The 12,134-nt window shown below is 52.5% G+C and carries 14 protein-coding genes; 10 read left to right on the plus strand and 4 right to left on the minus strand.

Going from position 1 to position 12,134, the window contains the following annotated elements; translation table 11 throughout:
- Window positions 1-21: 21 nt before the first annotated feature.
- From RI501_RS07210 to RI501_RS07240, 7 genes are all read left to right on the plus strand, one after another.
- Window positions 22-615, plus strand: coding sequence for an NAD(P)H-dependent oxidoreductase (locus RI501_RS07210; RefSeq protein ID WP_313821247.1), 594 nt, complete (start codon window positions 22-24; stop codon window positions 613-615).
- A gap of 425 nt (window positions 616-1,040) precedes the next feature.
- Entirely contained in the window at window positions 1,041-2,420 is a 1,380-nt protein-coding gene (locus tag RI501_RS07215) for an APC family permease (protein ID WP_313821250.1), read from the plus strand.
- An 84-nt stretch (window positions 2,421-2,504) separates the two neighbouring features.
- Window positions 2,505-3,425, plus strand: a complete 921-nt coding sequence (locus RI501_RS07220) for an IS30-like element ISLsa1 family transposase (protein WP_011373852.1) — start codon at window positions 2,505-2,507, stop codon at window positions 3,423-3,425.
- A gap of 53 nt (window positions 3,426-3,478) precedes the next feature.
- A complete protein-coding gene (locus tag RI501_RS07225) occupies window positions 3,479-4,363 on the plus strand; it encodes a proline iminopeptidase-family hydrolase (RefSeq protein WP_313821253.1) in 885 nt (294 codons plus the stop codon).
- A 169-nt stretch (window positions 4,364-4,532) separates the two neighbouring features.
- A complete protein-coding gene (locus RI501_RS07230) occupies window positions 4,533-6,719 on the plus strand; it encodes a Tex family protein (protein ID WP_313821255.1) in 2,187 nt (728 codons plus the stop codon).
- A gap of 122 nt (window positions 6,720-6,841) precedes the next feature.
- Entirely contained in the window at window positions 6,842-6,970 is a 129-nt protein-coding gene (locus RI501_RS07235; RefSeq protein ID WP_057730965.1) for a hypothetical protein, read from the plus strand.
- A 155-nt stretch (window positions 6,971-7,125) separates the two neighbouring features.
- Window positions 7,126-8,532 carry a serine hydrolase gene (locus RI501_RS07240; protein ID WP_313821260.1) on the plus strand — a complete coding sequence of 469 codons (1,407 nt, stop codon included), beginning with the start codon at window positions 7,126-7,128 and terminating at the stop codon, window positions 8,530-8,532.
- Between the two features lie 71 nt (window positions 8,533-8,603).
- Here the strand turns inward: RI501_RS07240 and RI501_RS07245 are convergent, their stop codons facing one another.
- Together RI501_RS07245 and RI501_RS07250 are read right to left on the minus strand one after the other, a co-directional pair.
- On the minus strand, window positions 8,604-8,759 hold the full coding sequence (locus tag RI501_RS07245; RefSeq protein WP_313821262.1) for a hypothetical protein: 156 nt from the start codon (window positions 8,757-8,759) through the stop codon (window positions 8,604-8,606).
- 3 nt (window positions 8,760-8,762) lie between these two features.
- On the minus strand, window positions 8,763-9,161 hold the full coding sequence (locus RI501_RS07250; RefSeq protein ID WP_313821264.1) for a TetR family transcriptional regulator: 399 nt from the start codon (window positions 9,159-9,161) through the stop codon (window positions 8,763-8,765).
- 131 nt (window positions 9,162-9,292) lie between these two features.
- On the opposite strand from RI501_RS07250, the gene RI501_RS07255 reads away from it, so the two are divergent.
- Window positions 9,293-10,120: an NmrA family NAD(P)-binding protein gene (locus RI501_RS07255; RefSeq protein ID WP_313821266.1), complete on the plus strand. Its 828-nt coding sequence runs from the start codon at window positions 9,293-9,295 to the stop codon at window positions 10,118-10,120.
- Window positions 10,121-10,232: 112 nt separating this feature from the next.
- Here the strand turns inward: RI501_RS07255 and RI501_RS07260 are convergent, their stop codons facing one another.
- Together RI501_RS07260 and RI501_RS07265 are read right to left on the minus strand one after the other, a co-directional pair.
- Window positions 10,233-10,490, minus strand: a complete 258-nt coding sequence (locus RI501_RS07260; RefSeq protein ID WP_045806508.1) for a Txe/YoeB family addiction module toxin — start codon at window positions 10,488-10,490, stop codon at window positions 10,233-10,235.
- A gap of 1 nt (window position 10,491) precedes the next feature.
- The gene (locus RI501_RS07265) at window positions 10,492-10,758 is read right to left on the minus strand and encodes a type II toxin-antitoxin system Phd/YefM family antitoxin (protein ID WP_045806507.1); all 267 of its coding nucleotides are present in this window, start codon (window positions 10,756-10,758) and stop codon (window positions 10,492-10,494) included.
- 225 nt (window positions 10,759-10,983) lie between these two features.
- Here RI501_RS07265 and RI501_RS07270 point away from each other — a divergent pair, with 225 nt between their 5' ends.
- Together RI501_RS07270 and RI501_RS07275 are read left to right on the plus strand one after the other, a co-directional pair.
- Window positions 10,984-11,568: a TetR/AcrR family transcriptional regulator gene (locus RI501_RS07270; protein ID WP_045806506.1), complete on the plus strand. Its 585-nt coding sequence runs from the start codon at window positions 10,984-10,986 to the stop codon at window positions 11,566-11,568.
- A gap of 179 nt (window positions 11,569-11,747) precedes the next feature.
- Window positions 11,748-12,125 (plus strand): nuclear transport factor 2 family protein, encoded by a 378-nt coding sequence (locus RI501_RS07275; protein WP_313821272.1) that lies wholly within the window; start codon window positions 11,748-11,750, stop codon window positions 12,123-12,125.
- Window positions 12,126-12,134: the final 9 nt, after the last annotated feature.

The following is a 12,134-nucleotide window of genomic DNA, read 5'->3' on the forward strand; positions in this document are numbered from 1 at the left end:
CGATAAAGAGGGCTTTTAACTATGAAAACAGTGATTATCTTTGACCATCCCGACACGGCTGCGGCCAGTGAAAACGTGCCTCACCACCGGGCCTTCCTCGCGGCGTTGGCCCGCCAGGTCACCCAACAACTTGCAGTGCAGCACCAAGAAGTCGATCTGATCGACCTGCACGCCGACCGCTTTGACCCGGTGATGTCGGTGGCCGAGCTGGGCCGTTGGCGTCAGGGCAAGCCGGTCAACGACCAGGTGGCCGATTATCAGCAGCGCCTGTTAGCGGCCGACCAGATCATCTTCATGTTTCCGGTCTGGTGGGAGGTCATGCCGGCGATGACCAAGGGCTTTTTGGATAAGGTCTACGCCAAGGGGCAACTCTACGCGGCCCCCTCGATGGAAACGAAACTGGTCAAGCACCCCCAGATTCGGATCATCACCACCATGAGCACACCCAACTGGGCGTACCGCTGGGTGTTCGGTGCCCCGTTGATCAAGGCACTCCGGTGCGGGACGTTTTATAAGACCCGGCTGTGGCACGTGCGGTGGCAAAACTTCGCTCAGGTCGAGAAAAAATCGTTAGCTCAGCGACAACAACTACTAGCTCACTTCACCTTAAAATAACTGACTTTATCGAACGGGCGCCGGATAGCGGGGCCCGTTTTTGGGTGAGCGCCGAAAGACCGGTCCGGCTGGTGAATGGGGAGCAGCAGGAATGGCTTTGAGCGCACAGAATGGAACTGGCATTAGCGAGATCCACGAAGCACCAGCTTAAAGCTAACCTATCGTTATTATGCGCTTAATTTTCAAATGTTGGTGAATTCTGGTTCACGATTAGTCACCAAACTAGGCGAAAGGGCCACTTTAAGTGGTTAAGGAGCTAGTTAAAAGACGTTCATTAACCTTTTGCGGTCTGTTTTCAAACAATTTAAACTTTTTGAAAAAAGTTAACCGTAAGCCATTGTATTTCAATTAGAAATAGATTAATATCTCATTAAAGAAAACGAGATATTCTCATTTTCCTTGATTTATGTTGGGAGCTGATGCGAATGGTACCTGATGATTCGAAGAAAATTTCGATGATCGAAGTCTTTGCGCTGTCGATTGCGACGGTGGCTCCGACCGGGGCGATGGCGTTTAATACCACGACGGCTGCTTCGGTTGCGGGGGTCAATATTCCAATTTCATTTTTAATTGGGGCGTTGGCCCTGTTGTTAGTGGGTCTGTGTTTTGCGCAGCTATCACGGCAGATTGCCAACGAAGGTTCCGTCTACGCGTATAATCGTGAGGCTTTAGGTGAGCGGGCCGGGTTTATGACCGGCTGGGCGCTAACGTTGACCTATATTTGTTTTTCGGCCGGGACGGCGGGGCTGACGGCTGATTTTGGCAGTACGTTTTTAAGCCACTTTGGTCTACACGTGGCGCCCAGTTTTTTAGGGATTGTGTTTACGTTGTTGGTTTGGTTCATTATGTTCTTTGGCCTGAAATTGACCAGTCGCATTGCGTTAGTTGCTGAAATTATTTCCGTTTGCATCGTGATGTTTCTCTCGGTCGTTATTCTATTGAAGACCCCATTATCGGCTAAGCCGTTTATCGAACACCATAACACGGTGGGGGTGGGCCAAGGGATGGTTTACGCCATTCTGTGCTTCGCCGGTTTTGAAGGCTCCAGTACCGTCGCTGTGCGGGCCCGTGAACCTAAAAAGGCGGTGCCCCGCGCCATCTTAATCACGATTATTGGGGCGGCGATTTTTTACGTCTTTGTCAGTTATGCGCAAGTCATCGGATTTGGCGTTGCCCACGTGAAGAATCTCGCGACGGCCTCCGCGCCTTTAAACACGTTAGCGGTCACCTATCTGGGCAACGGAATGGCCACCGTGATTGATCTGGCGACCCTGATGAGTTGCTTTGCGGCTTATTTAGGGAGCCTAAACGCCTGTGCCTTTATGTTCTTTGCCCTCAGTAATCAAGGTTATCTGCCGCGAGGACTGGGGAAATTTGACGTCAAGTTGAACAGTCCTAAGAATGCGGTCAATACCGTGGCCGTGATTTGTTTAATCCTTTATGCCTTGATTGGGATACCGTTTGGTCCGGAACAGCTTTATGCGAGTCTAGCGACCATCGGGGCCCTAAGCTTACTGATCGTTTATATGTTGGTCTGCGTCGGCACGTTCTTTTACTTTCACCGGAGCACGACTTTACACTTTTCCATCTGGCAGCACGCTATCTTACCGGCCGTGGGACTACTCATCTTGGTTTTTCCGTTGTGGAGCAATCTCTACCCGGTTCCCAAGTACCCGATGAATCTGTATCCGTACGTGGTCATCGTGTGGTTGCTAGTGGGCGTGTTGATGGGGCTTCATCATACCATTAAGGCCAAGCCCACGACCAGGGGACTGGCCAACTGGGGTAAGTGGCAAATTCTATAATTAATCCGAACAGAAATTAAAAAGCCCAAAGCAATCACTTACAATGGTAGTAGCTAATTCCAACCAATATAGGGAGTGATTACTTTGGGTACATCTACTTTATCACGTTTTCAACGTGGCGCACTAGCACAACTGGTCAATGAGGGGAATAAATCTTACCAAGTAATGGCTGACGCCTTAGGCGTCGCCAAAGCTACGATTAGCTATGAGTTGGACCGGGTTAAACCTTATGATCCAGAATTAGCTCAGCAAGATGCAGATCGCAAAAGGCGGAATTGCGGTCGTCGTTCGATGCTGACGGCAGCATTAGCGACTTTAATTACCAATCACTTACGATTAACCTGGTCACCAGAAACCATTGCGGCCGCTTATAACTTGAGCACTGCGTCAATTTATAATTGGCTTAATCGTGGCTGGCTCCCCTTCAAATTGACTGATCTACCCAATCGGAATGTCCGCCAGCACCGAGTGAGCGAAAATCGTGGGAAATTTACAAGTGGGACTTCCATCGAACAACGGCCAACAACTGTTAATCAACGGTTAGCTTTTGGTCATTGGGAAGTAGATACGGTGCTTTCTAGTCGAAGTGAGTCACGATCATGTCTGGTTACATTCGTAGAACGTAAGACCCGACTTCTATGGGCCATCAAAGCCCCTAATAGAACGGCTAAGGCTCTAAACACCGCCTTTGGCAAGTTTATGGGGGCCTTCGGTCCCCAAGTAAAATCCATTACTGTTGATCATGGTAAAGAGTTTGCCAATTATCAGGCCTTAGAACAGGATTATCAGATCAAAGTTTATTTTTGCCATCCATATTCACCATGGGAGCGAGGTTCCAATGAATATTTTAATAGACGGTTACGCTGGTTCTTCCCGAAAAAGACCAATTTTAGCCAAGTAACGACTGATGAGATCCTAGCAGCACTTGAACTAATTAATCAACGACCATTAAAAATACATCATCAACAGACTGCCATTGAAAGATTCCGGGCTTGTTCGGATTAAACTTGTAATTTGCCAGTGAGCGTTATTTTTATCAAAAAGGAGAGCTGATTTAAATGTCGAATCAAACTAGAATTGTTCGCTTGAGGGATGGTCACGCCGTATGGACTCGCTGCGAGGGCGAGGGCCCAATTAAGTTACTGTTGTTACACGGCGGGCCCGGGATGACGCATGAATACCTAGAACCCTTCTCCGACTTTATTCAGGGAAAACCCATTCAGATTATTTACGTGGAAGAACTGGGGTCGTATTACTCTGATCAACCAGATGACCCGAGCTTATGGAACATCCCGCGATTCTGTGACGAAGTAGAAGATGTCCGCGCTGCCTGGCAACTCGATAATTTTATCTTGTACGGGCAATCGTGGGGAGGCATGTTGGCCATGGAATACGCCATCCGGTATCCGCAGCACCTGAGCGGCCTGATTGATTCCAACATGGTTGACGATCTGCACGACTATGAAACGTATATTAATCAGCTGCGAGACGCGATGGCTCCCGCTGACGTGGCCTACATGAAGGCAAAAGAGGCGGCTAATCAGACCGATGATGCCCATTACCAGGAACTGGTCTTGAAGCTTTATCATACCTGCATTTGTCGGTGTGATCCTTGGCCGGATGCGGTTAACCGGTCGTTTGACCGCCTAAATGAACAGGTTTACGTCACCCTTCAGGGGCCAACCGAGTTTACGATTACGGGGTCCCTAAAGACCTGGTCAATTCGTGATCGGTTACCGCAGATCAAGGTTCCTACGCTGGTTTTAGGCGGAAAGTACGATAGTATGAATCCGGCGGTGATCACGGCCATGGCCAAGCGGTTGCCCCACGGAACGGCCCACATTTGTCCGCAGGGGAGTCACTTCTCCATCTGGGATGACCAGCAAGATTATTTTGCGGCGATTGAGCACTTTCTTCAAGCGGTAGCACCACAAAACGATTAGGCGATTAAGCAGCAGTTGTAACGCATGATGCCGATGTTAATGACGAGTAAATTAGGCTTTTCGGTCATCCGCGACCGGAAGGCCTAATTTTGATGCGGCCAGTGCCAGGACTTCCTGTGGTAAGATAGTCCTATCGTTTGACTAAACTAATCAGTATCGGAGGCACCTTATGGCAACCGCAACCACCACGCTGGCGGACCTTTCCCAACCGGTTCACCAGCAATTACACCAGTATCGTGTACAACAGATTCAAGCCGTCTTGACCCTGCTCGATGAGGGCAACACGGTCCCGTTTATCGCCCGTTACCGCAAGGAACGCACCGGGACGTTGGACGAGGTCGCCATTCGTGAGATCGAAGACCAGGCCCACCGACTCCAAAAATTGAACCAGCGCCGCCAAGACGTCCTGAAGTTGATCGCGGAGCAGGGGAAACTCACCCCGCAACTTAAGCAGCAGTTGACCCAAGCGACCGCCTTACAACAAGTCGAGGACTTGTACTTACCCTATAAACAAAAGCGCCGGACTAAGGCCACCGTGGCTCGTGAAGCCGGGTTGACACCCTTAGCCCAATGGCTGCTGACCTTTCCGCAAGGGGGCCTCGATCAGCGGGCCCGCACGTTTATAAACACAGACCAGGACCTGCCGGATGTCGCCGCGGTCTGGGCCGGGGTCCACGAGATCCTGGCCGAAACGTTTAGCGAGCAGGCCGCCTTTCGGGAATGGATCCGTCGCTACACCTGGCAACACGGCGAACTCACCAGCAAGCTCAAGCGGCACGCCGAAGATGAGCAACAGGTCTACGCCACCTACTACGACTTCCACCAGCCGTTAAAACAACTGCCACCGTACCGGGTCCTGGCGGTCAACCGCGGGGAACGTGAAAAGGTCCTCACGGTCGGCATCGCCGTGGATCCCACGTCGATCTTACAATACGGGCATTTTCGGTTGGTCGGGCAACACCGCGGTCCGGCCGTCGCTAAAATCACGGCCGCGTTTGCCGACGCCTACAAGCGGTTCTTAGGTCCGGCCATCGAACGCGAACTACGCCGCCAACTGACCGATACGGCCGATACCCATGCCATTCAGGTCTTCGGCAATAATTTATACCACCTGTTGATGCAAGCGCCGCTGAAGGGTAAGGTCGTGATGGGATTCGACCCGGCGTACCGGACCGGCTGTAAACTGGCCATCATGGACGCCAACGGCCGGTTCTTGACCAAGCAGGTGATTTACCCGCACAAGCCCGCCAGCGCCAAGCAACGCGCCGCGGCTGGTCCCGAGTTCAAACGCCTGTTGGCCCAGTACCACGTCGAAATGATCGCCATCGGCAACGGGACCGCCAGCCGGGAATCTGAGGAGTTTGTCAGCGATATTCTTAAGACCCTGGATTACCCGGTCTATTACGTGATCGTCAACGAAGCCGGCGCCTCCGTGTATTCGGCCAGTGCCAACGCGCGGGCCGAATTCGCCGACCTGCACGTCGAAGAACGCTCGGCCGTTAGCATCGGGCGGCGCCTACAGGACCCCTTAGCCGAATTGATCAAAGTCGACCCTAAAGCTATCGGGGTGGGGCAGTACCAACACGACGTCCCCGAAAAGGCTCTCGACGAACAGCTGGACCGGGTGGTGGAAACGGCGGTCAACCAGGTCGGCGTCAACGTCAATACGGCCAGCCCGGAACTTTTGACCCACATCTCCGGGCTAACGGCGACCACCGCGCAAAACATCGTGACCTACCGTAACGACCACGGGGCCTTCAAAAACCGGCAAGCCCTGAAAAAGGTGCCTCGCTTAGGACCCAAGGCCTATCAGCAGGCCGTGGGCTTTCTGCGGATCATCGCCGGGAGCGACCCGTTAGACAACACGGACATTCACCCGGAAAGCTACCCGGTCGCCCGGCAACTCTTGACGGACCTACACGTCACACCCCAAGCCATCGGCACGCCCAAGTTGCAGCAACAGTTGGCGCAGTTGAACCGCGCGCAGTGGGCCGCCCAACTCGACGTGGGATCCGCGACGTTGGCCGACATCTGTGACGGCCTCAGTAAACCCGGCCGTGACTTGCGGGATAGCATGCCAGCGCCGTTGTTACGGCAGGACGTCTTGACCATGGCGGACTTGCAACCGGGGATGGAACTCCAGGGGACGGTCCGCAACGTAGTCGACTTTGGGGCGTTCGTGGACATCGGCGTCAAGCAGGACGGCCTGGTCCACATTTCGCAACTGACCGACCACTACGTCAGTGATCCCAGCACGGTGGTCACGATCGGCGACGTGGTAACGGTGTGGGTTCTGAGTGTCGACGAACAGCGGCAGCGAATCCAGTTGACCATGCGGCAGGCGCCCCAGGCCTAAATTTTTCATTAAATCGCCCGTTGATTGCGGTAATCTGTTAAAATAGAAAGCCTTGGCGTTAGGGCGGCGCAAGCGTTAGCCGTCTAAGACCGCCAACCGACCCAGAAAGTGGTGAAGATTGAATGACGGAAAAAGAAAAAATGTTGGCGCTCATTGCCAAGAAGAAGCAAAACGGCCATAACACGCAACACACTGCGGCCAAAAACGACCGCAAGAACATGCGCAAGGGCCCCAAGATTTTCAACAAGTAGGGCTAAAATCAGTTCCAGTAGGACCAGTCGGGGCACGGCTGGTCCTTTTTTGGCGAGCCCCCGGATCGGCAGTTACGGGCGGCATGTTCTTTAGCGCCCAGATAACGTATAATGAATTTAGCAACAGCTAGACCAGCTAAAAAGGAGAAATAATTATGAATGCCAAGCAGAGAAACCGCCGACTGCGGGGCGGCGGGGCCCTCATCATAGGCGTCCTCCTGGGGTTAATGTCGTTAATTGGTAGCGCTAACACCTCGGCGAAGGCGGCTAGTGTGGTCACGCCGCTACCGCCCACCGCGTATTACGCCGTGAAGGACGGGCAACTCGCCGACCTGACCGCGACTGGGATGACGGCTGCTCACCCGTTAGACCAAACCACGCCCACCACCTGGACGGCCACGGCCCAAACCGACGTGCCCACCGCGACCGGCCAGACCAATCGGTATCTCTACATAAGCAGCGCCCAAGATGGCGTACAAGGGTGGACGGCCGCCACTAATCTGCGAGCGGGCCGCACCTACCAGACGACCGCACCGCAAGCCGTTAAGGCCCAAAACTACGTGGTCGTGAAGTCGTTTAAAACCGCCCCGGTGCCGACTCGCAAGGTTTATCGGCTGGTCGGGCAGCGGCGGCATTGGCAAGCCCGGGCAAGCTTGCAGCGGGACAAGACCTACCGGGTCACTCAGCGCCGGACCTATTACCAAGCCGGGAAGGCCTATACCTACCTGCACGTCACCAGCGGGAAGACCACCGGCTGGGTCTGGCAAGCGGATTTGAAACGCGGGACCGCCTACAACGTGGCGCACCACCAAGCCGCCATTAAGGCCAAGCTCCAGAAGTACCTCAACTCGGTGACTAAGGATGGGACCGCCGCAGTCGCCTTTTATAACCTTAGTCCTGTCAAGGGCAGCCGCGCGGCCAAGGCGTCACACGCGGCGGTTTACCGGCAGGGAAAACTGGCCGTTAACGCGCGGGGCAGTCACGTCACCACGTCCGCCAGTACCTACAAGCTTTACATCGCCGCGTATTTGATGCACCTCAAACAACGGCACCGGTTCTCCTGGACCCGCGCGAACCGGGCGGGGATGACCCGGATGATCGTCAAGTCGGCCAACGATTACCCGGTCAGCGTCTTGCAACGCCACGGCCGAACGTCCATTAACCACTGGGTAGCGTCACAGGGCTATTACGGCCACCCATTCAGTGCGGTGCGCGCCTCGCGGACCACGGCGAACAGCCTGGTCAAGGTCTTAAAGGACCTCCAGCTGGGGCAGCAGGCCTTCAACAACCGACAAGACCGGGCCTTCATCTTAAGTTTGATGAAACGGCAGGTCTATCGCCGCGGCATCCCCACGGGGGTGGCCAGAGCGGACAAGGGGACGGTCGTGCGGGATAAGGTCGGGTTCTTGAACGACAACAATGGCGACGCCGGCATCGTGACGCTGCCCAACGGCCAACGGTACTTGCTAGCTATTTTGACTTGGGGCCGCGGCCAACATGGATTTAGTGGTTACCCCCGGATCGCGCGGATTGCCGAGCACGTGCAGAAAATCGTTTATTGAAAATGTTATTACTAGTAAAAATCTTTCAATTCCTTGCGCCATCATGACAACGTAAAAAATTTGCTCAGCGTTTAAGTGAAACTTTGCTGCGATAACGCCCGTTTCAAGAAGTCCGGGGTCTGTTGGTATTGGAATTCGGCGAGTTGGGACCGACTCATGTCGAGACGCTCAAAGATCCAATCTTTGAACAGCCCCATGACGCCGTATTGATGGTACCGAATGGCCATCTTCTATTGCGTGGTCAGGGGACGACCGTCCTGTAGCCGTTCCACGGCAGCTTGCGCCATTGAATAACTATGCTGGTTGACGTACCCCTCAATGGCATTTTGCGACTTATCGGTGAAGGCCCGTTGATAAAAAGTCTTGCGTTTTTCAAACTGAGCCATCATGCGGTCAATTTGTTGGGGACTAAAGGATTGCGGCTCGTCCGCCACGACGGCAGCGTAATCCTGAAGATAGATCCAGGCCGCCAAATCGTATTTGTCCCGAAAGTGGTAGTAGAAAGCCTGCGGGGTCGCCCCCGCCAGCTTGGCCAACTGGGTCACCCGAATCCGTTCCATGGGAATGGTGCGTAAAAGGTCTTCTAGGGCCGTCGCAAAGGCCCGCTGACTGAGCGTTTTCAGTGCCACATTAACCCCTCCTTGTTTGTCATTTACTGTATTCTATAAAGTTTCTTGGCGGATAGTCAATTTTATCAGGTGCGACTTGGTCTTCTCAGCGGCATAATGGCCTCAACTATTAGAAACGAGGTCTTGGTCTTATGAATATTTTTATTACAGGCGCTACCGGACAACTGGGAACTTATGTGATCGATTATCTCAAGTGCTTCGCCCCACAAGCGCAACTGTTTGGGCTGGCCCGCAGCACGCAAGCGGCCCAAAAACTGGCGAAAAAGGGGGTCATCGCCCGTCGCGGAGACTACGCGGAACCGGCCAGTCTGGTCACGGCCCTGACGGGGATGGACCGTCTCTTGTTCATCTCGGTGCCCCAGGCTGAACTTCAGGCGAACGTGGTCACCGCGGCTCAACAGGCTAATGTTGGGTTCATCGCCTATACCAGCATTAACGGCATTGCCTATCCCAAGGTCGGGTTAGAACAGAACCACCGTCAAACGGAGGCCCTGATTACCGCAACGGGCATCCCGCATACTTTTCTCCGAAATAGCTGGTACCTTGAGATGGAAACGAATCCCTTCAAGGCAGCTTTGGCAACGGGCGTTTACGACACCCTCAGTCAGGGGAAAGTCTCTTACGCCACCCGTCAGGAATACGCCGAGGCCGCCGCGCGGGTGATTGCCAATCCTCAGTTTGGTGCGGTCGTGGAACTGGGACGGGATGCCTTTACCCATCGGGAGCTTGCGCACGCGTTAGCCACCGCCACGGGGCAACCACTAAGCGTTCAACAGGTCGATGCGGCCACTTATCAGGCCTGGTTAGCCCCGTACACCGCCACCAACTTTGAAACTGCCATGCAAGCGTACGTTCAGCACGGGGACAACGGGGAAGCGGCAGTCACCCAAACGACCTTCGAGACGGTCCTCGGCCATCCGTTGAATTCACTGGTGGACGCTATCCGCACGATTCTCTAACCACCGCCACGACTCCTGATGGTTTAAATCGTTATCGCACAAATAGCCGGTAAGGCGGCTCTCAACGGCCGCTTTACTGGCTATTTACAATTTTGAAGTACGTAAATTGTGATCAATAATGATCGCGAGCCGAATATAAATACAACGTGTCATCTTCGATCCGATAAATCAACCGATGCTCGCCGGTAATCCGCCGCGACCACTTGCCGGTCAGCTCATGTTTGAGGGGTTCAGGCTTACCTTGTCCCGAAAAAGGGTGACGAGCAATGTCTTTAATCAGCGCATTGATTTTGCGAATTTTTTTCTTGTCACCCTGGTCTTGCCAGTACCTGTAATCTTGCCAAGCATCGTCTGACCAATAAATTCCCATCTCAGTCATCCTCGGGGTCTATGAGGGCATGTTGTTTGCCTTGCCCCTTGGCAAATTGGGCATCCCCGCGCCTAATCTTGTCCATTAGGGGTTGGTTCGAAAGAATGCGCACGGTCTCGGTCATCGCATCGTAATCGTCTTTAGACAAAACCACAACGTCATCTTCTCCTTTTTTAGTGGTGACGATCAGTGGTTCGGAGTCTTCATTGACCGCCTTCATAAAGGATTTGAGGTTTTGCCGAAAATTTGTGTAGTTAACAGCGTCCATTCGAAATCACTCCATTCTGTACGCTATATTGTACAGTCCATGCGAACCAAAAACAACTTTTTAGCTTGATAATAAGTTAGTCAAAACTCTATCCGCAACCTCGAGACTTTCTGATTTGTAGAATGCTTACAATTCTTTAATGACAGCAGGCAACAAATCTCAACTAGCTTCCAAACCGTCCATTCTATATAATTGACCTGACAAGTTCATTAGGAGGTCAATCGAATGCAGGTTAATGACTATCAGGATTTACGCGTTCAGCGTACGATTACCAGTATTTACGATGCGTTTAAACAACTCATTTGTGAAAAAGACTATTCAAAAATTACCGTGACCGAGCTCGCGCGGTTAGCACGGATCAATAAAAAGACGTTTTACCGTTACTATCCGACGTTGGACGATCTCCTCCGTGAGCTACAGGCTCAGTACTCGAAGGCCTACCTCGACGAGATTGCTGATTTACGCTACCCACGTGATTTGGCCAAGAGTGTGGCAGCCTTTTTTACCTATTCTGCCAGCCAAGGCGAGGCTTACGACCGAATTACCACTTGCACGGTGGGGTCTTACGTGGGCATTCGGCAACAAATGATCAATGATGTGATGACTAAAACCTGGGGACAATCCCCGGAATTTAACCAATTAGCCGACTGGCAAAAACAAATTTTATTGAATTTTGTGGAACAGACTGGGCTAAAGGTTTACACCACTTGGGTGGCCAACGGGCGAGTCGAACCGTTAGCCGATGTGATTCGGGCAGCCACGGCATTGATGCAAGGTGGGGTAACTCAGTATTTGAATTTAACTAAATAGATGGCCGTTCAGACGGTGATTATCGAATTTTTTCGATAATCACCGTTTTTTGGTAGTTTTATGCGTCACATTCCTCAAAAGGGTGGCATATGTCTCGCTTTGAAAAAGAGTGCCCATTTTTTTGCCGTGGGGTTCCTTGCATAATAAAGCCATCAACTAAATCACGGAGGTTATCAGAAATGTCAATACAACTTAATGAAGAACAAGCGGTCACTCAGGTAGTTCACCAGCAGGTTCAAGGGATGCTCACCAAGAATTTAGCGTTACTGGATCAGGTCATTGCCCCGAATGCCAAGTTCTTTCACATTACGGGACAAGTTCAAAGTAAGACGGAGTGGTTACGCCAGATTCGGTTAGGCCGAATGCATTATTTTAGCAGTCGGGAGGTTTTGTTTCAGGCTACTGTGACGGGTGATCAGGCTCAGGTCATTGTGCGTAACGAACTAGATGCCCGCATTTACGGGTTCCGCAACACTTGGCCGTTACAATCGCAAGTCAAGTTAGCTAAAGGACCACACGGCTGGCAAATTATTGAAGCTCACGCCTCGATGTATTAATTAAGGAGG

Origin of the sequence: Levilactobacillus zymae (assembly GCF_032190635.1) — a bacterium.
GTDB lineage: Bacteria > Bacillota > Bacilli > Lactobacillales > Lactobacillaceae > Levilactobacillus > Levilactobacillus zymae_A.